Source organism: Streptomyces sp. Y309 (genome assembly GCF_056712025.1).
Window position 1 is genome coordinate 8,348,516 of the sequence record NZ_CM160048.1, and the last position, 23,691, is coordinate 8,372,206.

The following is a 23,691-nucleotide window of genomic DNA, read 5'->3' on the forward strand; positions in this document are numbered from 1 at the left end:
CATGACCCCCGCAAGTCCCGTGAGTGCTGCTGCTCCAGCTCCCGACGTCGTCCGCGCCGCCTACGCCCAGCTCGCCGTCACCGACCTGGCCCGCGCCCGCTGGTTCTGGTCCGACGTGCTCGGTCTGCACATCCAGTACGAGGACGCGGACACCCTCTGCTTACGCGGAACGGACGAACTGACCCACCACTCCTTGGTGTTGCGGCGCGGCGAGCGCGCCGCCCTGGACCACATCGCCTACCGGGTGCGCACGCCCGAGGACGTCGACGTCGCCGAGAAGTTCTTCGCCCGGCTCGGCTGCCCGGTGCGGCGCGTGCGGCGGGGCGAGGGCACACGCGGGGTCGGCGACGCCGTACGCGTCATCGATCCCCTCGGCTTCCCGGTGGAGTTCTTCCACGGCATCGAGCGTGCCGAGCGCCTCATCCAGCGCTACGACGTGCGGCACGGCGCAGAGATCGCCCGCCTCGACCACTTCAACCTCTGCACCCCGGACATCCCCGCCGCGTACGCGCACTACCACTCGCTGGGCTTCGGCTGCTCGGAGACCATCGAGGGCGACGGCCACGAGCTGTACGCGGCGTGGATGTACCGCAAGCAGACCGTGCACGACGTTGCGTTCACCGGCGCCGCCGGGCCGCGTCTGCACCACGTCGGCGTGGCCACCCACGAGTCCCACCACGTGCTGCGCTGCGCCGACATCCTCGGGGCGCTGCACCTGGAGCACCACATCGAGCGCGGCCCCGGCCGGCACGGCGTGTCCAACGCCTTCTACCTCTACCTGCGGGACCCGGACGGCCACCGCGTGGAGATCTACACCTCCGACTACTACACGGGCGACCCGGACCACGAGACGTACCGCTGGAACGTCCACGACGACCGGCGCCGCGACTTCTGGGGCAACGCCGTCGTCGACTCCTGGTACCGCGAGGCCACGCCTGTCCTGGACCTGGAGGGCCGCCAACAGCCCGTCAGCGACGCGCTGTTGAACGAGTCGGCGGTGCGGGTGGGGGCGGACGGCCTCGGCTGAGCGGGCGGACGGCCTCGGCTGACCCGGCTCCTCGAATAGTCGGCTCTCGCGTGAACCTCGAAGAGCCCTGACCCCTCATACCGGATACCGGTTGAACCACCCGGAGTTCACGGAGAGGAGCGTCTGTTGGCCGGTCAATTGTCCCGCCGGAAGTTCGTCGTCTACTCGCTCGCGGCGTCCACGCTGACCGTCGCCGCGCAGCTCGGCTCCGACGGGCCGGAGGCGGAGGGCGGCGAACCCACCGCGCCGGCGAGCCGCCGCCCGTCCGAGGCCCTGGCGAGGGGCACCGACGCAGAGATGCTGGTCCTCGAGGTCACCGCCGCCAACAAGGTCGTCGTGCGGCTGCCGCGCGCCGAGGTAGGCCAGGGCATCACGACCGCGGCCGCCATGCTGATCGCCGAGGAGCTGGATGCCCGGCTCGTCGACGTCGACATCCCGCTCGCCGACGCCCGCGCCAAGGGCAACCAGTACACCGGAGGTTCGAACTCGGTCAGTTCGCTCTACGGTCCGGCCCGTGAGCTGGCCGCCCTGGCGCGCGCCAAGCTGGTCACCGCGGCCGCCCGGCGCTGGCACCTGCCCGCGCGGACCCTGCGTACCAGGAACACGAGGGTGTTCGCTCCGGACGGGCGGTCCGCCACCTTCGGCTCGCTGACCGCGAGCGCCGCCGGGATCCGCCGGCCGGACGTGTCGAGCAGGCCCAAGCCGGCGTCGCGGCACCGGTTGATCGGGCGGCCGACGACCCGGATCGACGCGCGGGACATCGTCACCGGCAAGGCCACGTACACCGGCGACCTGACGGTGGCCGGGGCGAAGCCGACCGTGGTGGCGCGGCCGCCGACGCTCGGCGGGAAGGTCGTCTCGGTCGACGACCGGGCGGCGCGGGCGATGCCCGGCGTCCACGCGGTCGTCAGGATCGCCGGCGGGGTCGCCGTGGTGGCGGAGACCTTCCACCACGCCTTCAAGGCCAAGGACGCCTTGCGGATCAAGTGGGCTCCCGGCCCGCTGGCGTCCCTGTCGGACGCTGCGATCCGCTCGCGGCTGCGGGCGGCGGTGCCGCGCCTCGGCCGTCCGCCGCGCGGGACGGCGCAGACGCAGGGCGAGTTCGAGTTCGCCTTCGTCAGCCATGCGCCGATGGAGGTCCTGACCGCTGTGGCGGACGTACGCGCCGACCGTGCCGAGATCTGGTTCTCCTCCCAGACGCCGATGGACGCGCGGGTGAGCATCGCCTCGGCGGTCGGGCTGCCCAAGTCGAAGGTGAAGGTCCATGTCGTACGCGGCGGCGGTTCGTTCGGCCGGCGGCTGGACCACGACGCCGCCGTCGAGGCGGCCCTGATCTCGAAGGCGGCACGCCGGCCGGTCAAGCTGATGTGGAGCCGCGGCGACGACATCCGGCACGGCCGGATGCGCCCGGCCGACCACCACCGGATCCGGGCCAGCCACGCACGCGGCAGGGTGGTGGCCTTCGTCCACTCGACGGCCTCGGTGAGCGAGTCCTCCGAGCGGTCGGGGGCATCCGCTCAGGGCGGAATGCGCCCGGCCGTCGCGCGTGCCGCGGGCCCGCTGCCCAGCGACAGCGGCCTGTACAAATTCGGGCGCGTGTCAGGGACGTCGGGCTCGGTGGAGTTGGCGATGCCGCTGGGCGCGTGGCGGTCGGTGGACTCCGGGACGATGCGGACCGCGGAGGAGATCCTCGTCGACGAGGTGGCCGGGGCCCTGGGCAAGGACCCGGTTGCGTTCCGGCGTACGACCCTCAGGAGCAAGGCCGTCAAAGCCGTGCTCGACAAGGTCGCGACCGCCGGGAAGTGGGGTCGCACCATGCCCGCCGGGCAGGCGCAGGGGGTCGCCGTCCACGAGGAGTACGGCTCGTGTGTGGCCTGCCTGGTCGAGATCGACGCCACCGACCCGAAGAAGCCCCGGGTGACCAAGGTCGTGATGGCGGCCGACGTCGGAACAGCCGTCAATCCACGCGGACTTGAGGCCCAGCTGATGGGTACCGCGATCGACGGGATCTCCACCGTGCTGCAGGCCGGCCTCCATATCGACCGGGGCGCCGTCCGCGAAAGCAGCTACGCCGACTTCCGCTACGCCCGGCAGCGGCACGCCCCACTGCACTTCGAGGCGCACATCATGCCGTCCCGTCGAGAACCGGGCGGGGCCGGTGAACTCGGCGTTCCGGCCGCGGCTGGCGCCGTCGCCAATGCCTACGCCCGGGCGACCGGTTCCAAGCCCCGTCGCTTCCCCCTCAACTTCTGAACCCTCTGATTCTGAACCTCTGATTGAAACCTCTGATTGAGACTTCTGAGAAGGTGCCGATGCCGTCCTACTCCTTCGTCCTCAACGGGAAACCGGTCACCGTCGAGGCCCCGGCCGACATGCCGCTGCTGTGGGTGCTGCGCGATCTGCTGAACGTCACCGGCCCCAAGTACGGCTGCGGCGTGGGCGTCTGCCGCGCCTGTACGAGTCACCTGGACGGCGCCGAGATAAAGCCCTGCGTCGTCCCGATGGCCGACTGCGCGGGCCGTGAGGTCACCACGATCGAAGGCCTGGCCGACGGCGACAAACTGCACCCCGTGCAGCAGGCCTGGCTCGACCGGGACGTCGCGCAGTGCGGCTTCTGCCAACCGGGCCAGATCATGGCCGCGGCGGCCCTGCTGAAGAAGACGACCCGGCCGACCGACGCCGACATCGACCGGATCGAGAACGTGTGCCGCTGCGGTACCTACTGTCGGATCCGCGAAGCAATCAAGAAGGCCTCGCGGAACATCAGTGAGGACTGCACATCCTGAATCTGCGCCCGCCATCCCGGACCCAACAGAAGATCTACGCGCCAGACACCGCAGCCGGCCGGGCGGGGCTGGCTGCACAAGCTGCCGAACGGAACCTTCACCACCCGGCTGTGATCCCCGTCGGTGAGTGCCTGGCCGCCATCGCCGACCTCGGCTTCGTGGGCCTGGACGAGGGCATGGGCGACCCGACGATCATCACCGGCTACAGGAAGCCGAAGGGCAAGAAGCTCTTGGCTGTACGTTCGGGCTGAGCACGCCTCATTGGGAGAGCGCCGTTTCGATGGCGGCCTGGATGTCGTCGCTTTGGGCGTCCGAGCTGCCCGGGCCGAGATTCACCATGACCGTGGCCTGCCTGCCGTCGACCGTGGCGCCGGCGGCCGTCTCGTAGCCGAGGAAGTCGCCGGTGTGCCCCCAGTAAAGGCCGCCCCCGGGCAGCGGCTTGCTCTCCAGGCCGAGGCCGTACGCCCGGCCGTCCGAGCTGCCGGTCGGACGGGTCTTCATCATCTCCTTGAGCTGCGTCGGGGGCAGCAGCTTGCCGCCCAGCAGCGCGCTCAGGAAACGGTTGATGTCGGTGCCGCTGGAGATGATTCCGCCGGCCGTGCCGCCTACCGTGGGGTTGATCGCGGTGATGTCCAACAGCGGCGCGTCCGGGCCAGGCTGCGCGTATCCGCGCGGGTGCGGTCCGGGGATCGCCGGGTCGTCGCCCGGGAAGGACGTCCCCCGCAGATGCAACGGCTCGATGATCCGCCGCTGCAACTCCTCGCCGTACGAGCGGCCGGTCACCTTCTCGATGATCAAACCGGCCAGTACGTAGCCGGTGTTGGAGTATTTCCAGCCGGTGCCCGGCTTGAACGTCGGCGGGTGGGCGAGCGCCAGCTTCACCAGGTCATGGGGGGCGTGGTGGGTCATCGGGTCCTGGACGACATCCTGCGGTTTGAGGTAGGCGAGGAAGTCGGGCAGGCCGCTGGTGTGCTGGAGTATCTGCCGGACGGTGATCTTGCGCCCGTCGTTGCCGTTGTCGCGTACGACGCCGGGCAGGTAGCGCTCCACTGGTGCGTCGAGGTCGACGCGCCGCTCACCCACGAGCTGCAGCATCATCGTCGCGGTGAACGTCTTGGTCATGCTGCCGATCCGGAACCTGCTGTCGTGGTGCACCGGCGCGTGGCTGTCGACGTCCGCGACACCGCTGGTCAGCACCGTGCTGCGGTGCGCCTCCCGCACCTCGGCGAGCGCTCCGGGAGCGCCGTCGACCGTGGTCAGCCGGTGCAGCAGGGCGCGCAGCCGCGCGTCGTCGGCGTGGTGCGCGGATTCCCCGGCGGTGGATTCCGCGGCGGGGACCGCGGTGGCGGTGGCCTGCAGCACGCCCCCCACGACACCCATCGCCACGACCAGCGTGAGGGCGCCACCCAGCGCGCGCTTGTGCTTGAGCATGCGGTTTCCTTGATCGTCCGGGCTTACGGTGTCATTCCACGATCCCCGCAGCGGGTGCGCCGCAGCGATGGGGCGATCAACCGGATCGGTGGTGGGGTTAACCCCCTGTCGCGAGGAGGACGAGGAGGACGAGGAGGACGCCGAGTGGCGCCACCACCAGTCACTCAACGACCCGGCGGTGGCGGCCAAGCCGTTGTGACGACTCGATGCCCTTGCGGGCGATGCGGTGCCGTCCGGCGCTCGCGAAGCCATGTCCGCGGATGGTCGTAGTCGTAGCCCTTGTCGGCATGCAGCTTGGCGGGCCGTCGGCGCGGTCCGCGCCGGGAGCGGACGGGCCGCATACAGCGTACGAGCGGCTTCAGCCCGAGGCGCGGTGCGGACTCCACTCCCTCAGCAGCGCGAAGATCTCCCGGGCCGAGTTCGCCGGTATGCGGAAGCGCTCAGACAGCTCGTTGGTGAAGTCCGTCAGGTTTGATGCCGTTGATGAGGTATTCACGTCCAAGTACTGCCTCGGCCCAGGCTGCTTCACCTCTGTTCAATTTCGTCGGGGCGCCGTGAACGCGTGGGTGAATCTGAACGTGGATGAGCAGCATCCTGCAGCGGACCCGAAGGTGCTGAATCCGCTGGTTCGCATGTTGGCGGAGCGGGTGCGGCAGGCTCAGCAAGGCGAAGAGCCGACAGCGAAGGTGCGGTAGGAACCCTTCCGCGCACGGCGCCGCACGGGGCAGACCGTCGCGCACTGCGAGAAAACGCGTAGTCGGCCTCCTGGTGGGCGTAGGCCACACCGCAGGAGGTCTTGCGCAACAAGGCGCGCCAGGAGCCGTCGGCCGCCAGTACAGGACGGTGCGGTACCGCTCGGCGTGCTCGTGCAGGGTGCGCAGGCTCGTCGCGGCGATGCGGCTGTCCACCGGGCAGAGGGCAGAGCGGTGATGAGGTCGACGGCCTCGCCCGTCCGGACCGGCAGGGACGGTCGTTCCCCAAGAGCGCTACGCACATCGGTCCTTGACCTCAAGTGCAGTTGAGCTCCTACCGTCGATCGACATGCCGCGGTGTCCCTGAACGAGCAGGCCACGGCAACTCGAGAAAGGGCAATATTCATGACCACCACCTCTGGAAACACCACCGTCCGACCGGCCGTCTCGGTGATCGGACTCGGGGAGATGGGCGGTGCTCTCGCGGCTGCCTTCCTGGACGGTGGGCGCTCCACCACGGTGTGGAACCGTACGCCGGAGAAGGCCGACGCGCTGGTCGCCAAGGGCGCGCTGCGGGCGGAGAGCGTCCGTGACGCGGTGGCCGCCGGCCCGCTCGTGGTCGTCAGTGTGAAGGGCAATGCCACCGCCCGCCGGATCCTGGAAGAAGCGGGTGACGCTCTGGCCGGCCGGGCCGTGCTCAACCTGACGGACGGGACTTCGGCGGAGGCCAGGGAGGTGGCCGAGTGGGCCACGGGCCAGGGAGCCGAGTACCTGCACGGGCAGATCATGACGATCGCTCCGGGTGTGGGGCAGCCGGAGACGGTGGTGTTCTACGGCGGCTCCGACACCGTGTATGAGCGCTATCAGCCCGTGCTCGGTCTCCTTGGCGGCAAGGGCAGTCTGATCGCGGCCGATGCCGGTGTTCCGAGCCTGTACGGGATGGCGGTGCACGGCACCATGTGGGGAACGCTCAATGGATTCCTGCACGCGGCCGCGTTGCTGTCGAGCGAGGGCATCGAGGTGAAGCAGTTCCTGGAGCAGGCCAGTTCGTCGGTCTCCGCGCTGCTCGGTTCCTTCCCGATGATCGCGGACGAGGTCGACCGCGGTGAGTACGCGACACCGTTCGGGGCGCTCGAGCATCATCTGCCGTCGGTCGAGGACCTGGTCAAGGAGAGCCGCGCGCGGGGCATCAATGACGAATTCCCCGGCTACACCCTGGAGTTGGTGACCAAGGCTCTTGCTCAGGGCCATGCCAACGACAGCTACTCACGTCTGATCGAGCACTTCAGGAAGCAGTGAGGGGTGCCGCATGCCCGCCGCAGGGTGTACGTGAACGGGCCCGGACACCACAGGTGTCCGGGCCCGTTCACGTACGGCAGCCAGGAGGTCAGCAGCGGCCGCCGGAGTTGCCGTTGGTGACCTTCGCCAGCCGGCCCGGCCAGCGCCACTTCACGGTCCTCGTCTTGTCGGCGGGCACCGTCTTGCACCGGTCCGGGCCCCGCACGATCTCCAAATGGTAGGTGTACCTGCCGTTGCACTTGTTGTGGAGCTTCACCTTGAACTCGTACTTCTTGCCGTGGCGGGCACACGCCTTGACCTTGCCGCGCCCGGTCTTCTTCCACGGGATCGACCGCCGGACCTCGCTCTGATCGGAGGCCGTCCGCTGGGCGGCAGGCGCCACGGCGGGTGCTGCGTCGGGCTGGGAGTGTCCCTGGCCCTGGGCGATGGCGGGCACGGTGCCCAACCCCATCACGAGGGCCGCAGTGCCCGCGACGGCGGCACGGCGCATTCTCGGCGAATTGTTCCTCTCTCCTTCTCCTTTGCGCGGCCCTGCGTCGCTCAACACATGGGACCGTACGGTGCGCATAGTCCTGTCCTTCCAGCTGTTGTGTTGTCTTGTCGCCTGCGCCCTCCCCCGGTTGTGGGGCGCAGACCGTCGTCCCGCCCCGTCGTCGGGAGCGGCGGTTCCGGCCTTGCCCCAGTGATTTCAGTGGCCGATCGGTTTTCTCGCAGCCCATGTTCGTGCTGGTAGACAAAACAGCGAGCGCTGTTGCAGCGACGGGTTGCCGCCGTGCGGTCGTTCGCCGCGCCGCGCACGCTTCAGAGGCGGTACTCGCTCGGGCTGATGCCGTGTGCCTTCTTGAACGCGGTGCTCAGTGCGAAGGCGTTGGCGAAGCCGACCCGTTCGGCCACGACGGCGAGGGTGGCGTCCGTGTCGCGCAGCAGGTCGGCGGCGCGGGCCAGGCGATGCCGGCGCAGGTAGGCCATCGGCGGCTGTCCGACCAGGGCGGTGAAGCGCCGGGCGAGGTTCGCCCGGGAGACGCCGGTCTTCGCGGCCAGTGACGGCAGGGTCCAGGGGTGTGCGGGGTCGGCGTGCAGCAGGCGCAGGGCGGGTCCGACGACGGGGTCGCTGTGGGCCCGGTACCAGGCCGGCACCTCGGCGCCGGGGCGAGTGAACCACGCGCGCAGGGCAGTGATGAGCATCAGGTCCAAGGTCCGGTCCAGGAGGATCTGCTGTCCGGGTTCCTCGCGGGCGATCTCGTCGAAGGCCGCCGCACCGACCGGGCAGGTGCCCACGTCCGCCGTGATGACGGCCAGCGGCGGCAGGGCCGCGAGCAGCCGGCCCGGCGAGCCCGTGTCCACCGTGTACAGACCACTCAGCAGGACCGTGCGATCCGGCCCCGCGGTGTCCAAGGCGCCCGTGTCGGGCGTTCGCGGGGCGACCACTTCCCCGCCCGTCACGGTCGTGCAGCGGCCTCCGGCCCTGATCACCCCGCTCGGCTCGGTGGCCGGGTCGTCCGCGATCACGTACGGTGCGCCACCGCTGAGCACCGCGACATCACCGGCCTGAAGGCGCACCGGTGCCTCGTCCTGAGGGGTGATCCAGACGGTGCCGTGCAGGAGGACTGCCAGAGCCAGCGGGGAACCGTCCTCGAAGCGCGCTGCCCAGGGCCCGGTGAGCGACGTCTGGTTGAAGATCGCGCCCTTGGTCCGCACCCCGTTCAGCAGATCCGTCAGTGGATCCGCCGAGGCACCCGGCAGCGGATCCGTCAGCGAATCCGTGCTGGTCAGTCCTCGCGTCAATCCTCGCGGATCCATGCCGATCAGCGTAGACGAACGCGTATGGACGTGAGTCCGCACGGCATGGTGGGGCTCTTGGGCCGCTGGTTCAGTGGAGCGCATGAACGACACGAAGATCGACGAGATGATCCTGGTGACGGGCGCGACGGGAAAGACGGGCCGTCGTGTGGCCAGGCTGCTTCAGGGACGCGGGGTGGCCGTCCGCGGAGCGTCCCGTTCCGGCACCCCGCCCTTCGACTGGACGGACCGCGGCACCTGGGATCCGGCGCTCCGGGGTGTGACGAAGCTGTACCTGGTGCACCCCGACCTGGGCAGCCCGCAGGCCGCCGAGGACGTCGCCGCGTTCGCCCGGCGGGCCGCGGCTGCCGGAGCCCGGCACGCGGTTCTCCTGTCCACGCCCTCCGACGCCTGGGGCCCTGCGCAGGAGCACGTCGCGGCCACGGAACGAGCGCTGGAGCACGCGGGTCTGGAGTGGACCGTGCTGCGCGTGCGGTGGTTCTTCCAGAACTTCAGCGAGGACTTCCTGCGCGACCCCGTCCTGAGCGGCGAGCTACGCCTTCCGGCCGGGGACGGCGAGGAGGCGTTCGTCGACGCCGAGGACATCGCCGAGGTGGCGGTCGCCGCTCTCACCGAGGACGGGCACGCCGGGCGGCACTACGAGATCAGCGGGCCGCGGCTGATGACCTTCGGGGACACGGTGGGGGAGATCGCCCGGGCCGCGGGCCGTGACATCCGCTACGTGGCGTTGAGCCCGGAGGAGTACGCGGAAGAGCAGCGTGCGCAGGGCGTGCCCGAGGAATGGGTGCAGCTGTCGGTCGGCCTGTACGAGCACGTCCGCTCCGGTGGCCTCGCCGTGCTCGGCGACGGCGTGCAGCGTGCGCTGGGCCGCTCGCCCCGCGACTTCTCCGAGTACGCCGCCACCACTGCCCGACAGGGCGTCTGGAACACCTGACCCTCCCGGGCGGGCTCTTCACGCCCGCTCTCATCAGTAGGCCGGTGACGGCCCGTCACCCGCTGCCGCCAACCGGCCGCCCCCGCAGACCCGTTCGGCGCCGGACCATTTCCCGCACCACGGCCGTCCCGATGGCGTGCCAGGGCACACCGCCGGCCGGTTCGTCGTGCCGGAAAACAATCACCGGAAAACAATCAGGGGAGAAGAACGTGAGAGGACTGCACGGCAAGAGGATCGTGGTCGCCGGCGGCGCCACCGGGATCGGCGCCGCCACGGCCGAGCGGCTCGCCGCCGAGGGGGCGGCGGTCGTCGTCGGCGACATCAATGCCGACGGTGCGCAGGCCACCGCCAAGCGCATCACCGATGAGGGCCGTACCGCGATCGCCGTCGAGTTCGATCTGGCGGACGCGCGCTCGGTCCAGGCACTGATCCGTGAGGCGGTCGCCGAACTCGGCGGGATCGACGGGCTCTACAACGTCGGCGCCGCCCTCTCCGCGGAGACCTTGGGCCGCGACTCCGACCTGCTGGACATGGACCCGCAGGTATGGCGGCGCACGAACGACATCAACCTCATCGGCTACGCCCTCACCTGCAGGGAGGCCATCCCGCACTTGCTCGGCCAGGGCGGCGGGGTCATCGTCAACACCTGTTCCGGCGCGGCGTGGGGCGGCGACCGCTCCCGCCCGGCGTATGCCGCCTCCAAGGCCGGGGTCGGTGCGCTGACCCGGCACATCGCGGGCCGCTGGGGCAAGGAGGGGATCCGCTGCAACGGCGTCGCACCCGGCGTGGTGCTGACCGACGCCATGAAGCAGAGCGGCTACGAGGACGTGGTGGCCTGGGCCACGCAGTCGATCCGGGGTCCCCGGCTGGGGGAGCCCGAAGACCTGGCCGGCGTCGTGGCCTTCCTGCTGTCCGACGACGCCGCGTACGTCAGCGGGCAGGTGTGGTCGGTCTGCGGCGGCTGGAGCCTGCGCGAGTAGGGCCACGCGTATGCACCAGGCAGCCGGCCGGTCATGGTCGGCCGCCTGGACCGTCACTGGCCACGCCAACCCACACCAACCCATGTCGACGAGGAGAAACGTGAACCACACCCAGGAATCGCCGCAGGACGTCGACCACGACCACGGCACACCGGACCCCCTGGCGGGTTGGGGCGCGCGCGTCGGCGCGAAGCTCATCGACACCCTGGTCGTCGGGGTGCCGGGTTCCTTGGCCTACGTCATCGGCGAGTCCGCCGTCGAGGCCGGCTTCCTGATCAGTACGGTCGTCAGCACCGTCGGCTGGCTCTGGGTGATCTACGAGATGGGCACCACCGGCCAGTCGATCGGCAAGCGCCGCACGAACATCATGCTCGTGGGCGAGCGGACCGGCCGACCGGTCGGCTTCGGCAGGGCTTTCGTCTACGAGGTCGCGCAGATCCTGGACGCGCTGCCCCTCGGCATCGGCTACCTCTGGCCGCTGGTCGACAAGAAGCGGCAGACGCTCTCCGACAAGATCATGGACACCCTGGCCGTCCGCGCCTGACCAGGGCCGGTTCCGTACCGATGTCGTCAGCGGACTGAGCGGACTGAGGGGACTCAGAGGGCTCAGAGGACGTCGTACGTCAGGTGCGTCGCGGTCGAAGTCGAGGTCACGCTCCGCTGCACCAGCGTACGCGGCGCTCCGCCGGTGAACAGTGGCGTGCCCGCGCCCAGCACGACGGGCGCCAGGTGCAGCGTCAACTCGTCGACCAGCCCGGCGTCGAGCGCCGAGCCGATCGTGGCGCCGCCGCCCATGAGGACGACGTCGAGGTCCTTGCCGCTGTCCGACGACGCAGCCTCGGCATGCTCGCGCGCGGCGGTGACGGCGTCGGGCAGACCTGTGGTGACGAACGTCCAGTCGAGGTCGGTGAGCCGCACCGTCGAAAGCTGCCGACACTCCCGAGCCGGTCGGCTGGCTCGGTCAGATCGAGGCCTCGATGTGGGCGAGTTGGGCGGCGAGGATCTCTTCGAACGCGGCGCGACGGTCCGCCCCGAGGGGGCGGACGTCGCGGGCGAAGTGGGCCAGGGCCGGGAAGCGTTCGGGGTCGGCGCCGAGTACCGCGACGCGGAACAGCTCCATGCCCTGTTCGTGCTCTTCAGGGGTGACCGTGCTCGCCCCGGCCTCGGAGGCGATCAGCGCGGCGATGAGGACCGCGATCCGGTGGTAGCCCACTGGGATCTCCTCGTCGGGCAGTCCCGACGCACGCAGCGCCTGCAGCACCTCTTCCATGACCAGCCGGGAACCGGTGCCCCCTGACGCGTAACGTCCCCAGACCGCGGCGAGCTGGGGCTGTTGCCCGAAGGCCTCTCTCACGCGCAGGGCCAGGGCCGTGATGCGCTGCTTCCAGTCGCCCTCGGGGCGGTAGCCGTCCATGGCGGCCAGGAGGATCCGGTCGGCGACCGCGCGCAGCAGTTCGGTCTTGCTGCGGAAGTGCCGGTAAAGGCTGGAGGAATCGGTCCCGAGGGCCGCGGCCAGCTTGCGCACGCTGAACGAATCCGCGTCGCTCGTGCGCAGCAGCTCCGCCGCCGCATCCAGGATCTCTTCGGTCGACCAACGCCTTCGGCCTGCCATTTCACCCCTCTCGTCGAGACTCAGCCTAACCCATGCACTTGGTGTTGCACGCACCGCGTGCATAATGAGGACATGGGCATGCCGAGCGGCCCGGCAGGAGGCGGGCCGGCATGCCCCTCGTGCCCTGTTGTCCGGGTCGGGCGACCGATGCGTAGCTCGCCCCGGGGTATACGAAAGGACGCATGACGTGAGGAACTCACTGGATTCCGCGGCGCTGAACGCCGCCATCGAAGACGTCCACCGCGCCGGGATGCCGGGCCTGTTCGCCGAGGTGCGAGACGGCGGCCAGATCTGGCGCGGCGCCGCCGGGGCCGCCGATGTCGCCACCGGCCGCCCCGTCACCGCCGACATGCGGCACCGCGTCGGCAGCATCACCAAGACCTTCACCGCCGCCGCGATCCTGCAGCAGGTCGAGAGCGGTCGGATCGGTCTCGACACACCGATCGGCCGGTACCTTCCGAAGCTGGTTCCCGGAGAACGCGGTGACGCGATCACGGTCCGGATGCTGATCAACCACACCAGCGGCCTCGCCGAGTACCTCCCGTACGCCTACCCCTCCCTGAAGGCGTTCCCCGCCCTCGCCGACACCGGACCCCAGAGCCTGGACGACCACCGGCTCACGCGGTTCGACCCCACTGAGCTGATCGAGATGGGGGTCACCGCACCTGCCGTCGGCACCCCGGGCGGCACTCCGGGGGTGTACTCCAACACCAACTACCTGCTCCTTGTCCAACTCCTGGAACAAGCGACCGGCACCACGGCCGAGCGGTACATCACCCGGAACGTCATCGAGCGCGCCGGGCTCCGGGACACCGAACTCCCCGCCGGACCGTACGTCGACGGGCCGCACTCGCAGCTCTACGAGGCGTGGTTCGGCATGATCGACCCGCCGCGCGACTACAGCGTCTACGACATGTCATGGGTGGGTCCTTCGGCCTCACTGATATCGACCGTCGCGGACCTCAACCGCTTCTACGGCATGCTGCTGGCCGGGGAGATCGTCAGCCCGTCGTCGCTGGCGCAGATGCAACGCACCGTCCCGGTCGTCTCCCAAGAGGGAAAGACGATCGACTACGGCCTCGGCCTGCACCCGATGGAGGGTCCCGGTCGGGGCACCTTCTGGGGTCATGGCGGCACGGTCTGGGGCGGTGGAGCGCTGGCCATGACCCGTGCCGACGGCAAGCGGCAGATGGCGGTCGCGGTGAACCTGCAGAGGTGGAACAGGCTCGACTCCTCCGGCAAGCCGCAGCCCCATCCCATCGACGAGGCGCTTGCGGCTCTGTACCGCGTGGCGATGTACGGATGACCGGCCGGAGAGCGGTGCATGGGGCGTTCCGTGTCGCGCACTTGCCCGGCCCCGGCTACGCCACCGCGAGCACCTGGAGCGGGCCGCGCTGTTCGTGGAGCTCGACGGGCACCTGTACATGCGGTGCGGCGAAGTCGGTGCCGACCAGCGGGGAGAGACGCAGGCGACGTCCTCGTCCAGGACGTCGTGCTCGTGGCTTCGTTCACTTTCAGCAGCAGCGTTTGTCCGCCAGTTCGGGCGGCAGCCGCCGAGGTCTCGGCCTGCGGATGTTCACGAGAAATGGCTCTGGCTCAACTCCTGTGACGCGGCCACTCTGAGTGACGGCATGATGTCCTTGATCGGCACCTGAAGTCGCCCGAAAATGACCCGTGCTCAAGGTAGTTGGGCCGAAAGTTCGGGGTCGTGGGTGAGGTCGTACTCCAGCTGAAGGAGCTGTTGTTCCCGGTGATCGCGGACGTCGAGGTGTTGAACGAGCCCGGCGGCGTCGTGACCCTCACCGTGCACGGCCTCGTGAGCGGGCAGGCACACGCGATCATGATGCTGGAGCGGTTCATCCGCCACGCGCGGCAGCACGACGATGTGTGGTTCGCGACGCTGAGCGAGATCCACGACCGCTGGAGCGACTGAGCGCATGAGCGGAGCGGCTGTCAGAGTCAAGCTCAGCCCGCCGGGCAGGGCGCGAGCAGACGGCCGACCCGCGGGCCGTGGCCGCGGCACAAGACGGTCAGTGGTCAGATCCGTACCGGTCACTGAGAAAGAAGAGAAAGACGAAGACACGCGACACTCCTGGTCGTTTCAGACGACCGGGTCGCTCACCAACCTCGCACGACCCGGACAAGGACAAGCTGATGCAGCGTCTGGCGGGCCATATTCATCAACCTCCCTTGTCGCAGCGGCAGTCGCGCTGGTCACGCGTCGGTTGATCATATCCAGGGAAGCTCACGAGGACGCGACGGGGGGCTAGCTCCACCGGGCACTGGGGGCCTGAGTCCATGGTCCGCCGCGTTGTGCGCTGATTGGCTTGTCGGCGGTGCGGGGGACGGTCCTCGCCGGACAGGGTTGGTCGGCCCCGTGGTGGGCCTGGGGAGCAGGAGTACGGACGATGAACACGTACCGGCGAGCGGGCCGTTGGGTGAGGGCGGGGCGGGCGGGTGTTGCGGCTCTGGCTACGGCGGTTGTCGCGGCCACAGTCGCGGTGGCGCCGCACGTGGGTGCTGCCGAGTCGGGCGGGAGCGAGCGCGGCGGCTACAGCCGCGGCGTGCTGGAGGCGGACGTCCGTGCGGTGCGGGCGGCGGGTGGGGACGTGAAGGTTCTGGCCGAGGTGGACACCGGGCACGGTGCCCTGCGGGCCCGGTCCGGAAGCGGGAAGCAGGTGCCGTGGAACGCCCAGTTCCGGGTGGCGAGTACGACCAAGACGTTCACGGCCACTGCCGCTCTGCAACTGGTCGCCGACGGCCGGCTGTCGCTGGCGGACACGGTCGAGAAGTGGCTGCCCGGCGTCGTGTCGGGCAACGGCAATGACGGATCGAAGATCACGGTCGGGGATCTGCTGCAGCAGACCAGCGGCCTGTTCGACTATGTGGACGACCCGGAGCTGGCCCGCGCCCTCGCTGAGGACTTCGGCAAGCACCGCTACGACGCGACCCCGCCCAAGGAGTGGGTCGCGGTGGCGATGCGGCACCGGCCGCTGTTCACGCCCGACCACCAGCACCCCCGCTGGGCGTACTCCAACACCAATTACCTCCTTGCCGCGATGGTCATCGAGAAGGCAGGCGGGCTCGGCTGGCGCGAGCAGATCGAGCACCGCATCATCGCCCCGCTCGGGCTGCGGCACACCTACATCGCGGGCGCGAATCCGTTCCTGCCCGGCCCCCACGCGCGCGTGTACCTGCGCACCCCCCAGGGAGCGCGGCAGGACGTGACCGAGCAGAGTCTCCAGCACACCGCCGACTCGGCCGTCGTGAGTACCACCGCGGACCTGAACGTCTTCTTCCGCGCCCTGGCCACCGGCAAGGTGCTGCCACCCGCCCAACTGGCCCAGATGCAGCACACCGTGGCCCGCACCGGCGACTCCGAGGACCTGGCCGACTGGCCGCGGGGCGGGTACGGCCTCGGGCTGCGCTGGGTCCCCCTGTCCTGCGGCGGCGGCTACTGGCACCACGAAGGCGACGGGTTCGGCTCCTACACCCGCACCGGCGTCACCCCGGACGGCAGCCGCTCCGTCGCAGTGTCGATCACCAGCGCCGGAAGCCGCCCCGACTCGGTTTCCCTCAATGCCGCCACCCGCACACTCGTCGACAACGCCTTGTGCGACGGTGAACAGCGATGACAATGCGATCAGCTGCGTGACGGTGTCCTGGGTGGCCATCGTGTCCTGCAGCACCGCCGAGTCCAGCGACCGCCGGTATCTGCCCTGGAGCACGCCCGTGGCGGCCACTACCTCGCGTATCGCATCGAAGTCCGATCCGGACGCGTCGAGCGAGCCGGCCGACGGGGCACTCTCTGCCCTCTACCGAAGCCGGCCTGCTCCCACGGCACTCTCCGCCATGCGGTGGATCTCCATGGCGGCGCCTCCGCCGCATGGGGGAAGCGGATCATGCGCCAGTCTGATTTCGGTGCGCTGTTCGCGCTGGTGGAGAGCGTGTGGCGGTGGTTCACGGGGCTGGGCTTGATTCCGTGGCTACGCAGGCGCACGGGGCGGTCGTTGTCGAACATGGCCTTCGACGAATTCACGGCGGTCGTGAACGGAAACAAGACGGTGGAGCTGGAGCAGCGGCGGGTGGAGCTGCTGCGGCGGGACGACGAGAGCGACGGCGCGCCGCCCCGCTCGAGCATCGACCCGTCAGCGGTGAGACGCCGACCCGAGGGAACGGGCGCAGAACCGTCCACGCTGTGGGGGCGTACCGCGTGCTTGTGGGCGGCCGCGTTCGCCGGGTTGCATTTCTACTGGGCCGTCGGCGGTGCTGTGGGGCTGAGCATCTCCGCGGGTCCGCCGGCCACCGAGCGCCCACTGTGGTTCGTCGTAGCCGGTCTGTGGGGCGTGGGTGCGCTGTGCCTCCTCGGCGCCTTGCTGGCGTGGCTACTTGCCCGGTCCAGGCTCCGGGGCGTTCCCGCTCTGCCGGCAAGGTGGCTGGGGTGGGGCGTCAGCGCCCTCCTGCTGGCCCGTGGCGTCGGTATCGAGGTGCTGCCGCTGTCCAGCACGACGCACCTGGACACCTCCGCCCAGTCGGCTCCCAGAACTGCCCCCTTGCGGCTCACTTGTGGGTTTACGCTCCACGCTCGTGCGACAGGCCGAGCCCGGCGCTCAGGAGGGCGTGGAGTGCTCGGTCGAGGCCGTCGCGCTCAGTGTCGGTGAGTTCGGAGACCAGGGCCGAAAGGCAGGCCGCGAGGTCGGTGAGGGCGGCGTCGGCGACACGACGGCCCTCTGCGGTGAGGGTGATACGGAAGCTGCGGCGGTCACCGGCGTCGAGGGTGCGTTCCACAAGACCGGCCTTCTCCAGCCGGTCCAGCCTCTTCGTCATCCCCGCTCGCGACATCATCAGCTCGGCGGAAAGTGCGGACGGGCTCAGGGCGTACGGGGCACCGGTCCGCCGCAGCGTCGCGAGTACGTCGAATTCACCCTTGCCGATGCCGTGCCGCCCCACTGCTCGTTCCCCAACAGGGGCGACGACGTTCTCGGCGACGAACGCCAGACGGCCGATGGTTGCCAGCGCGGACATCTCCAGGTCCGGCCGCTCCCGTCGCCAGTCCTCGACGATTCTGTCCACCGCGTTCGCGTCACCTTCGCTCATGGCACGAAGTCTATTCGCCAGACGATAGTTTGCCAGAGTACTATCCTCTGGCGAAGTATCTTCGAGTGAAGCATTTGAGGAGACCGCTGTGCGAACTCTCATCCGTGATGTGCGCGCCTTCGACGGCGTGCGGGCCGTCGGAAGCGCCGACGTCCTCATCGACGACGACCGCATCGCCGAACCGGACGGCCGCGGCGCGGACATCGAACTCGACGGCGCGGGCAAGACCCTGCTCCCTGGGCTGATCGACGCGCACACGCACACGTTCGACGGCAGCCTCGCGCGGGCATTGACGTACGGCGTGACCACCGAACTGGACATGTTCTGCCTGCCGTCGAACCTGCGGCGCCAGCGAAAGCTGGCCGCGGAGCGCGATGACGTCGCCGATCTCCGCAGCGCCGGAATCCTCGCCACGGCACCGGGCGGCCATCCGACGGGGGTCATGGCGGCGATATCCACCATGCTGGAGAACCCCGAGGACGCGGCCGGAGCATTCGAGACGATCGCCGACCCCGCCCAGGCGGCATCCTTCGTCGCCGCTCGGGCAGCTGAGGGCAGCGACTACCTGAAGATCGTGATCGACGACGGGTCGATGGCCGGGACACCGGTGCCCGCCCTCGGGTGGGACACCGCGACCGCCCTTGTCGACGCAGCCCACACCGCCGGGCTGAAGGCCATCGCGCACGCGTGCACCGCCAGGGAGACCGCGCTCGCGCTGGACGCGGGCGTCGACGGCCTGGCTCACGTCTGGTCCGACACCCCATCGAGTGATCCGGTCGCCGACGCCCTGGCCTCCAGGGTCGCCGCCCAGGGTGTCTTCGTGGTGAGCACGCTCGCCTACTTCGAGTCCATCGGCGGCGACAAACCGGACCGCCTTGCCAACGCTGCCCACGTGGCCGGCGCACTGCGCCGGGCCGGCGTACCGCTGCTGGCCGGCACTGATGCCAACCCCTTCGCGCCCCGCAACGGCGACAGCCTGCACCGCGAGCTGGAACTCCTGGTCCGGGCCGGTCTCACCCCGCTCGAAGCACTGGCCGCCGGCACCAGCGTCACCGCCCGGCATTTTGGCCTGACCGACCGCGGCCGCATCGCCCCCGGTCTCCGTGCCGACCTGGTCCTCGTCGACGGCGACCCGACCCGGGACATCACCGCCAGCCGTGCCATCGCCGACGTCTGGCGCCGCGGTATCCGGCAGCGCGGTATTCGGCAATCGAGCTAGCGGCACCGGGCCTTGGCCCGCCGTAAGTGCCCCGACATCCTCCATGGCCCTGGCCGACGGCAGCGCCATCTGGGCGCGGCGCCAGGTCACCGCCGACCCGGTGCCGCTGCGGATGATCCGCAGCAGCCGTCTGCCTCGTCGTCGATCTCACGGACCCGCGCGCGCTCTGCCACGCCGGGACGGCGTGCCGGACGCGCGCCGCCGGAGGGGAATCCGGACGGCGCGTCACCTCACCACAGCACAAGGGCCGCTGATGCGGCGCTAGCCGAGTTTCAGAACCTCGTCGTCCGCGTGCGTGCCGAACTCGGCGACGCGCACCTCCGCGATGTGCTCGTACCGGCTGATCCGGTCGGTCCACTCCGCGTCGACGCCGAACGCCACCTGTGCGAAGCCCACCCGCCTGACGGCCTCGGCCAGGCCCGGATCGCCCGGAGCCAGCAGCCGCACCGGCGCGTCGAGCGCCACGGTGTGCGGCGGCACGAAGTACTCGTCCGGCACAACGGTGCGCGCATGCACGAGCGCGCCGACAGCGACAACCGAGCCGGCCCCCAACCGTGCGCCCACCGGGCCTTGGCCCGCCCGCCCGCTCGCGGATGTGCGGGGCCTTCCCGCCCGCGCCGCGCGTGCAGGCTCCTGCGGACGCCCGCGCCGGGCGTGCCGGCTCCCGCAGACGGCCCACCCAGACCGTGATAGAAAGTGGAACGATAGTCCCGGTAGTTGTCCGTGCGGGTCGCGTGCACCGGGTGATGGCGCATGCCCGCACAGGCCGAGGGCCGATTCCACTCACAGGACAGGCAATGCCAAACGCATACCGCGAGATCTTCTCCGCCCCCGGCGCGAAGGCGTTCAGCTCGGCCGGCCTCATAGCCCGCCTTCCGCTGCCCCTGACCCATATGGGCATCCTGACGATGCTGTCCGAGACGACCGGTGAATACGCCCTGTCCGGCCTTGTCGCGGGCACCTTCACCTTCTCCATGGCCTTCCTCGGCCCTCAGGTCTCCAAGGCCGTGGACCGCCGCGGACAGAGCCGCGTGCTGCCGCTCGCCACCGGCGTCAGCGTGCTCGGCCTCGCCGCCCTCCTGCTGTGCGCCACCGCCGACGCGCCGAGCTGGACCTTGTTCCTGTTCGCCCTGCTGGCCGGTCTCATGCCGAGCATGAGCGCGATGGTCCGCGCCCGCTGGACGGAGATCTACCGGGGCACGCCGCAGCTCACCACCGCGTACTCCATGGAGTCCGTGGTCGACGAGCTGACGTACGTGATCAGTCCGGCGCTCGCCGTGGTCCTGTCGACCGCGCTGTTCCCGCAGGCCGCACCCCTGTTCGCGGGACTCCTGCTGCTCGTGGGCGTCGCCCTCTTCGTACCGCAGAAGAGCACCGAACCGCCGGTCAAGACGCGCGCCGAGCACACCGGCGGCACCTCCGCGATCCGGTCGGCACCGGTGCTGCTGCTCGCGCTCGTGCTGCTCTGCGGCGGCGCGATCCCGGGCATGGTCGACACCATGGGGCTCGCGTTCGCCGAGGAGCAGGGCAACAAGTCCCTCGCGGGCCTGGTCTTCGCCGTGTACGCGATCGGCTCGGGGCTGTCCGGGCTGCTCTTCGGGGCCCGGACGCCGAACGTCTCGCTGCCGCGCCTGCTGCTCGTCGGAGTCGCCGGAACCGCCCTGACCACGCTGCCGTTCCTGCTCGTCGACTCGGTCGCCGGGATGATCGCGGTGGTGTTCCTCGCCGGGGTCTTCTTCGCCCCCACCATGGTGGTGATCATGGGCATCGTGGAGCGTACGACGCCTGAGCACCAGCTCACCGAGGCGATGACGTGGATGATCGCGGGCCTGCAGAGCGGCGTCGCGATCGGCGCGGCCGTCACCGGCGTCGTCTACGACCGCTTCGGCACCACCGCCGGCGTCTCGGTGGCCCTCGCCGCCGGGGCGGGAGCCCTCCTGCTCACGCTGTGCGCCCTGCCGATGCTGCGTACGCGGCTGTCGCGAGCGGACCGGGCGGCAGACGCGCCCGCCGCGCCGACGGAGACGGCGACGCCCGTCGGCTGCAGCTGAACCGCTGAACCTGCTGAACCTGCTGAATCAGCTGAATCAGCTGAATCAGCTGGACCTGCTGAACGGCCGATGGGCGCGGGGCGGACGCCGGACTGGACTCCTACTGCGGCTTGTGCGGCGTCGCCTCGCTCGGCCGGACGATCACCATGCCCTCGCCCTCCAGCTTCAGCTGCACCGCCTCACCGGAGCCGCCGCGGATCATCGAGCCGATGGACTGCGAACGGTGCAGCGAGGTCTGGAGGCTGGTGGTCCACCCGACGACGGCGTCGGTGTCCACGAACACCGGCGCCTGCGGGGACACCGGGATCACCAGCGGCTCGCCCTCACAGATGAGCCCGAGTCGGCCGTGCCCGGTGAACACGCTGTTGAAGAGCCCGCCGCCGGTGATCCCCGAGCCCTTCACGGTCTTGATCTCGTACGACAACGACGCGTCGAAGCAGAGGATGTTGCGGCCGTTGACGGTGAGCGAGTCGCCCTGCTCGATGTCGACGACGAAGCAGCTCTGCGCCTCGTGCGCGAACCAGGCCTCGCCCTGCCCGCGCACCGCCATCAGCGGCAGCCCCTCGCCGGTGACCGCGCGCTTGAGCATCCCGCCGACGCCCTGGCCCTTGCGCTCGAACTGCAGATTCCCGCGGTAGGCGACCATCGCGCCCTGCCGCGCCATCATCTCGCCGCTCACGGCGTACCGGATCGACTTGGAGTTGTGCAGGCTCATGCCGGGCGCGGTCGCGGGCTGCGCCACGTGCTCCGCGGAGAAAAGGTCGCTCTTCATGCGGGCATCGTGCCGCGCCCGGGTGGGCTCCGCCAAGCCACCGGCGGGGTACTTCGCACGGGTCGGCGGTTTACGTCCGCCGAACCGAGGTCGCGGTCCGCGCGGGCGGGACCGCGACCTTCGGCCCGAGGGCTTCGACCAAGGACTGGAACGTGCCCGACAAGGACTGGAACGTGTCCGAGGGGTCTGGCGTCAGCCGGTCGTGACGCGGACGTAGTCGACGGTCAGCGTCTGCGGGAACGTCGTGCTGCCGTCCGGGTCGCCGGGCCAGTAGCCGCCGACCGCCAGGTTGAGGATGAGGAAGAACGGCTTGTTGAACGCCCACTGCTTGCCGCCGAGGTCGGCCGGGGTGCGGGTCTGGTAGACGTGCCCGTCGACCGACCAGGTCACCTTGTCGGGCGACCAGTCCACGGCGAACGTGTGGAACTTGTCCGCGAAGGCCTCCCCGCCGGGCAGCGAGTACGCGGCGCCGATGCCGCCCGAGCCGGAGTAGCCGGGACCGTGCAGCGTGCCGTGCACCGTGTTCGGCTCCTTGCCGACGTTCTCCATCACGTCGATCTCGCCGCAGTTCGGCCAGCCCACGCTGCCGATGTCGTCGCCGAGCATCCAGAACGCGGGCCACATGCCCTGCCCGCGCGGCACCTTCAGGCGCGCCTCGACATGGCCGTACGTCGACGTGAACTTGCCGGAGGTGTTCAGGCGGGCCGAGGTGTACTCGCAACGGCCGTACCAGCACTGGTAGTTGCCGGGGTTCTCCTTGCGGGCGGTGATGACCAGGTTGCCCTGGCCGTCGAGCGCCGCGTTCTTGTTGCCCGGCGTGTAGTACTGCCGCTCGTGGTTGTTGACGTTGTCGCCGGTCTCGATCTGCCACTTGCCGCCGTCGACCGCGGACCCGGCGGGCCCGTTGAAGTCGTCGGAGAACGCGAGGGCCTTGGCGCGGGCCGGTGCGGGGGCGGGCGCGGGTTCGGGGGCGGCTGCCGCGCCCGGTGCCGCGGTCGCGACGGTGGCACAGCAGACCAGGGAGAGCGCGCAGAGCGCCGTGCGGCGGCGCCAGGAGAAGGGCACGGTCATCACATCGCTTCGGGTGGGGGGAGTGGGCGCACGCGGGACTGCTGTGGGGGCGTGCGGGCGTGCGCATGACAAACGTCGCGTCGGAAGTTGAACGCGGTACGCGATCCTCCGCGACGGTTTCTTCACTGCTTGATTTAAGGGAGGTGTGCAGGGGGCGTCAAGGCGTTGGTGCGGACCAACTGCCCAGCGGCCCTAGACGATCAAGTCCTACGTCTGACTGACCCGTCTCGCAGGGTTCCGCCTCAGCGCGCCTTGGTCACGATGCCAATGGCGCCCGTATAGGACAGAAACTGACCTATACGGGGGTTAGCGTCTCCACCAGGTTGTGGTTCGTGCTCCAGGAGGCAGTAGATGTCCGTCAAGCCGGTTCCCCAGGGCTACACCACCGTGACGCCGTGGATCATCTCTCGCGACGCGGTGCAGCTCATCGCCTACATGAAGAGGGCCTTCGACGCGGAGGAGCTCGCGTGTCTCACCGGTGAGGACGGAAGCGTCGAGCATGCGGAGGTACGAATCGGCGACTCGGTGGTGATGTTGTTCGACGCGCAGCCGGAGTGGCCGCCGACCCCTGGCTTCCTCCGCCTCTACGTCGAGGACGCCGACGCCGTGCACCGTCAGGCCGTTGCGGCCGGCGGCACCTCGGTCACCGAGGTCACCCATCTGTTCTTCGGAGACCGGGTCGGGCGGGTGCGTGATCCGCTGGGCAACCTGTACTGGATCCAGACCCGCGTGGAGGATCTGAGCCCGCAGGAGATGGAACGCCGCCTCAGCGACCCGGAGTTCACCAAGGCGATGGAGTACGTCCAAAGCGCCGACTTCTTCCCCGGCCGGGCCTCTGACCTCGGCTGACAACGTGCCTATGCGCTGGCCGGGGTGTCGGGCTGGAGCACGGTGGCCGGCCCTGGCCCTAGGAACGCGGG

At 70.0% G+C, this 23,691-nt stretch carries 24 protein-coding genes and 4 pseudogenes; 16 read left to right on the forward strand and 12 right to left on the reverse strand.

Going from position 1 to position 23,691, the window contains the following annotated elements; translation table 11 throughout:
- Window position 1: 1 nt before the first annotated feature.
- The 4 genes from hpaD (at window position 2) to AC0KTA_RS35020 (ending at window position 4,064) form a co-directional block, all read left to right on the forward strand.
- The gene (gene hpaD / locus AC0KTA_RS35005) at window positions 2-1,027 is read left to right on the forward strand and encodes a 3,4-dihydroxyphenylacetate 2,3-dioxygenase (protein WP_481052206.1); all 1,026 of its coding nucleotides are present in this window, start codon (window positions 2-4) and stop codon (window positions 1,025-1,027) included.
- A gap of 126 nt (window positions 1,028-1,153) precedes the next feature.
- Window positions 1,154-3,280 (forward strand): xanthine dehydrogenase family protein molybdopterin-binding subunit, encoded by a 2,127-nt coding sequence (locus AC0KTA_RS35010; protein ID WP_481052207.1) that lies wholly within the window; start codon window positions 1,154-1,156, stop codon window positions 3,278-3,280.
- Between the two features lie 59 nt (window positions 3,281-3,339).
- Window positions 3,340-3,813 carry a (2Fe-2S)-binding protein gene (locus tag AC0KTA_RS35015; protein WP_481052208.1) on the forward strand — a complete coding sequence of 158 codons (474 nt, stop codon included), beginning with the start codon at window positions 3,340-3,342 and terminating at the stop codon, window positions 3,811-3,813.
- 110 nt (window positions 3,814-3,923) lie between these two features.
- A complete protein-coding gene (locus tag AC0KTA_RS35020; protein WP_481052209.1) occupies window positions 3,924-4,064 on the forward strand; it encodes a hypothetical protein in 141 nt (46 codons plus the stop codon).
- 7 nt (window positions 4,065-4,071) lie between these two features.
- Here the strand turns inward: AC0KTA_RS35020 and AC0KTA_RS35025 are convergent, their stop codons facing one another.
- Window positions 4,072-5,244 carry a serine hydrolase domain-containing protein gene (locus AC0KTA_RS35025; RefSeq protein WP_481052210.1) on the reverse strand — a complete coding sequence of 391 codons (1,173 nt, stop codon included), beginning with the start codon at window positions 5,242-5,244 and terminating at the stop codon, window positions 4,072-4,074.
- 163 nt (window positions 5,245-5,407) lie between these two features.
- A pseudogene (locus AC0KTA_RS35030) lies at window positions 5,408-5,567 on the reverse strand (IS5/IS1182 family transposase); the annotation flags it as partial.
- 132 nt (window positions 5,568-5,699) lie between these two features.
- Here AC0KTA_RS35030 and AC0KTA_RS35035 point away from each other — a divergent pair.
- Entirely contained in the window at window positions 5,700-5,939 is a 240-nt protein-coding gene (locus AC0KTA_RS35035; protein ID WP_481052211.1) for a hypothetical protein, read from the forward strand.
- 402 nt (window positions 5,940-6,341) lie between these two features.
- The gene (locus tag AC0KTA_RS35040) at window positions 6,342-7,235 is read left to right on the forward strand and encodes an NAD(P)-dependent oxidoreductase (protein WP_481052212.1); all 894 of its coding nucleotides are present in this window, start codon (window positions 6,342-6,344) and stop codon (window positions 7,233-7,235) included.
- Window positions 7,236-7,323: 88 nt separating this feature from the next.
- Here AC0KTA_RS35040 and AC0KTA_RS35045 read toward each other — a convergent pair whose 3' ends face one another.
- Window positions 7,324-7,725 (reverse strand): hypothetical protein, encoded by a 402-nt coding sequence (locus tag AC0KTA_RS35045; RefSeq protein WP_481052213.1) that lies wholly within the window; start codon window positions 7,723-7,725, stop codon window positions 7,324-7,326.
- A gap of 311 nt (window positions 7,726-8,036) precedes the next feature.
- Window positions 8,037-9,035, reverse strand: coding sequence for an AraC family transcriptional regulator (locus AC0KTA_RS35050; RefSeq protein ID WP_481052214.1), 999 nt, complete (start codon window positions 9,033-9,035; stop codon window positions 8,037-8,039).
- A gap of 82 nt (window positions 9,036-9,117) precedes the next feature.
- Here AC0KTA_RS35050 and AC0KTA_RS35055 point away from each other — a divergent pair, with 82 nt between their 5' ends.
- The 3 genes from AC0KTA_RS35055 to AC0KTA_RS35065 all read left to right on the forward strand — a co-directional run bounded on the left by AC0KTA_RS35055 (window position 9,118) and on the right by AC0KTA_RS35065 (window position 11,493).
- The gene (locus tag AC0KTA_RS35055) at window positions 9,118-9,969 is read left to right on the forward strand and encodes a Rossmann-fold NAD(P)-binding domain-containing protein (RefSeq protein WP_481052215.1); all 852 of its coding nucleotides are present in this window, start codon (window positions 9,118-9,120) and stop codon (window positions 9,967-9,969) included.
- 209 nt (window positions 9,970-10,178) lie between these two features.
- A complete protein-coding gene (locus AC0KTA_RS35060) occupies window positions 10,179-10,949 on the forward strand; it encodes an SDR family NAD(P)-dependent oxidoreductase (RefSeq protein ID WP_481052216.1) in 771 nt (256 codons plus the stop codon).
- A 100-nt stretch (window positions 10,950-11,049) separates the two neighbouring features.
- Complete coding sequence (locus AC0KTA_RS35065; RefSeq protein ID WP_481052217.1) at window positions 11,050-11,493, forward strand: RDD family protein; 444 nt, start codon at window positions 11,050-11,052, stop codon at window positions 11,491-11,493.
- A 62-nt stretch (window positions 11,494-11,555) separates the two neighbouring features.
- Here AC0KTA_RS35065 and AC0KTA_RS35070 read toward each other — a convergent pair.
- Window positions 11,556-11,870: pseudogene (locus AC0KTA_RS35070) on the reverse strand (dihydrofolate reductase family protein); the annotation flags it as partial.
- Between the two features lie 40 nt (window positions 11,871-11,910).
- Window positions 11,911-12,561 (reverse strand): TetR/AcrR family transcriptional regulator, encoded by a 651-nt coding sequence (locus tag AC0KTA_RS35075; protein ID WP_481052218.1) that lies wholly within the window; start codon window positions 12,559-12,561, stop codon window positions 11,911-11,913.
- Between the two features lie 187 nt (window positions 12,562-12,748).
- On the opposite strand from AC0KTA_RS35075, the gene AC0KTA_RS35080 reads away from it, so the two are divergent.
- The 3 genes from AC0KTA_RS35080 to AC0KTA_RS35090 all read left to right on the forward strand — a co-directional run bounded on the left by AC0KTA_RS35080 (window position 12,749) and on the right by AC0KTA_RS35090 (window position 16,196).
- The gene (locus tag AC0KTA_RS35080; RefSeq protein ID WP_481052219.1) at window positions 12,749-13,867 is read left to right on the forward strand and encodes a serine hydrolase domain-containing protein; all 1,119 of its coding nucleotides are present in this window, start codon (window positions 12,749-12,751) and stop codon (window positions 13,865-13,867) included.
- Between the two features lie 402 nt (window positions 13,868-14,269).
- Entirely contained in the window at window positions 14,270-14,494 is a 225-nt protein-coding gene (locus tag AC0KTA_RS35085) for a hypothetical protein (RefSeq protein WP_481052220.1), read from the forward strand.
- Window positions 14,495-15,074: 580 nt separating this feature from the next.
- Window positions 15,075-16,196, forward strand: coding sequence for a serine hydrolase domain-containing protein (locus AC0KTA_RS35090; protein ID WP_481052221.1), 1,122 nt, complete (start codon window positions 15,075-15,077; stop codon window positions 16,194-16,196).
- A gap of 3 nt (window positions 16,197-16,199) precedes the next feature.
- On the opposite strand, the pseudogene AC0KTA_RS35095 reads toward AC0KTA_RS35090, so the two are convergent.
- Window positions 16,200-16,360: pseudogene (locus tag AC0KTA_RS35095) on the reverse strand (IS5/IS1182 family transposase); the annotation flags it as partial.
- Between the two features lie 220 nt (window positions 16,361-16,580).
- Here AC0KTA_RS35095 and AC0KTA_RS35100 point away from each other — a divergent pair.
- The gene (locus AC0KTA_RS35100; protein WP_481056671.1) at window positions 16,581-17,222 is read left to right on the forward strand and encodes a DUF3995 domain-containing protein; all 642 of its coding nucleotides are present in this window, start codon (window positions 16,581-16,583) and stop codon (window positions 17,220-17,222) included.
- On the opposite strand, the gene AC0KTA_RS35105 is transcribed toward AC0KTA_RS35100, so the two are convergent.
- Complete coding sequence (locus tag AC0KTA_RS35105; RefSeq protein WP_481052222.1) at window positions 17,134-17,658, reverse strand: MarR family winged helix-turn-helix transcriptional regulator; 525 nt, start codon at window positions 17,656-17,658, stop codon at window positions 17,134-17,136. The genes AC0KTA_RS35100 and AC0KTA_RS35105 overlap by 89 nt on opposite strands.
- Before the next feature lie 88 nt (window positions 17,659-17,746).
- Here AC0KTA_RS35105 and AC0KTA_RS35110 point away from each other — a divergent pair, with 88 nt between their 5' ends.
- Window positions 17,747-18,877, forward strand: a complete 1,131-nt coding sequence (locus AC0KTA_RS35110; RefSeq protein ID WP_481052223.1) for an amidohydrolase family protein — start codon at window positions 17,747-17,749, stop codon at window positions 18,875-18,877.
- A 42-nt stretch (window positions 18,878-18,919) separates the two neighbouring features.
- On the opposite strand, the pseudogene AC0KTA_RS35115 reads toward AC0KTA_RS35110, so the two are convergent.
- Window positions 18,920-19,050, reverse strand: a pseudogene (locus AC0KTA_RS35115) (IS630 family transposase); the annotation flags it as partial.
- A gap of 88 nt (window positions 19,051-19,138) precedes the next feature.
- Window positions 19,139-19,393, reverse strand: a complete 255-nt coding sequence (locus AC0KTA_RS35120; protein ID WP_481052224.1) for a hypothetical protein — start codon at window positions 19,391-19,393, stop codon at window positions 19,139-19,141.
- A gap of 281 nt (window positions 19,394-19,674) precedes the next feature.
- On the opposite strand from AC0KTA_RS35120, the gene AC0KTA_RS35125 reads away from it, so the two are divergent.
- Window positions 19,675-20,928 carry an MFS transporter gene (locus AC0KTA_RS35125; RefSeq protein WP_481052225.1) on the forward strand — a complete coding sequence of 418 codons (1,254 nt, stop codon included), beginning with the start codon at window positions 19,675-19,677 and terminating at the stop codon, window positions 20,926-20,928.
- A gap of 100 nt (window positions 20,929-21,028) precedes the next feature.
- On the opposite strand, the gene AC0KTA_RS35130 is transcribed toward AC0KTA_RS35125, so the two are convergent.
- On the reverse strand, window positions 21,029-21,700 hold the full coding sequence (locus tag AC0KTA_RS35130) for an AIM24 family protein (protein ID WP_481052226.1): 672 nt from the start codon (window positions 21,698-21,700) through the stop codon (window positions 21,029-21,031).
- 192 nt (window positions 21,701-21,892) lie between these two features.
- Complete coding sequence (locus AC0KTA_RS35135) at window positions 21,893-22,771, reverse strand: glycoside hydrolase family 16 protein (protein WP_481052227.1); 879 nt, start codon at window positions 22,769-22,771, stop codon at window positions 21,893-21,895.
- A 351-nt stretch (window positions 22,772-23,122) separates the two neighbouring features.
- On the opposite strand from AC0KTA_RS35135, the gene AC0KTA_RS35140 reads away from it, so the two are divergent.
- Window positions 23,123-23,620: a VOC family protein gene (locus AC0KTA_RS35140; protein WP_481052228.1), complete on the forward strand. Its 498-nt coding sequence runs from the start codon at window positions 23,123-23,125 to the stop codon at window positions 23,618-23,620.
- The last annotated feature ends 71 nt before the right edge of the window (window positions 23,621-23,691 follow it).

Coding starts and splice junctions, on each gene's coding strand:
- hpaD (WP_481052206.1), top strand. CDS start 2: ATGACCCCCGCAAGTCCCGTGAGTGCTGCTGCTCCAGCTCCCGACGTC.
- AC0KTA_RS35015 (WP_481052208.1), top strand. CDS start 3,340: ATGCCGTCCTACTCCTTCGTCCTCAACGGGAAACCGGTCACCGTCGAG.
- AC0KTA_RS35025 (WP_481052210.1), bottom strand. CDS start 5,244: ATGCTCAAGCACAAGCGCGCGCTGGGTGGCGCCCTCACGCTGGTCGTG.
- AC0KTA_RS35040 (WP_481052212.1), top strand. CDS start 6,342: ATGACCACCACCTCTGGAAACACCACCGTCCGACCGGCCGTCTCGGTG.
- AC0KTA_RS35045 (WP_481052213.1), bottom strand. CDS start 7,725: ATGCGCCGTGCCGCCGTCGCGGGCACTGCGGCCCTCGTGATGGGGTTG.
- AC0KTA_RS35050 (WP_481052214.1), bottom strand. CDS start 9,035: ATGGATCCGCGAGGATTGACGCGAGGACTGACCAGCACGGATTCGCTG.
- AC0KTA_RS35055 (WP_481052215.1), top strand. CDS start 9,118: ATGAACGACACGAAGATCGACGAGATGATCCTGGTGACGGGCGCGACG.
- AC0KTA_RS35075 (WP_481052218.1), bottom strand. CDS start 12,561: ATGGCAGGCCGAAGGCGTTGGTCGACCGAAGAGATCCTGGATGCGGCG.
- AC0KTA_RS35100 (WP_481056671.1), top strand. CDS start 16,581: ATGGCCTTCGACGAATTCACGGCGGTCGTGAACGGAAACAAGACGGTG.
- AC0KTA_RS35105 (WP_481052222.1), bottom strand. CDS start 17,658: ATGAGCGAAGGTGACGCGAACGCGGTGGACAGAATCGTCGAGGACTGG.
- AC0KTA_RS35125 (WP_481052225.1), top strand. CDS start 19,675: ATGCCAAACGCATACCGCGAGATCTTCTCCGCCCCCGGCGCGAAGGCG.
- AC0KTA_RS35130 (WP_481052226.1), bottom strand. CDS start 21,700: ATGAAGAGCGACCTTTTCTCCGCGGAGCACGTGGCGCAGCCCGCGACC.
- AC0KTA_RS35135 (WP_481052227.1), bottom strand. CDS start 22,771: ATGACCGTGCCCTTCTCCTGGCGCCGCCGCACGGCGCTCTGCGCGCTC.
- AC0KTA_RS35140 (WP_481052228.1), top strand. CDS start 23,123: ATGTCCGTCAAGCCGGTTCCCCAGGGCTACACCACCGTGACGCCGTGG.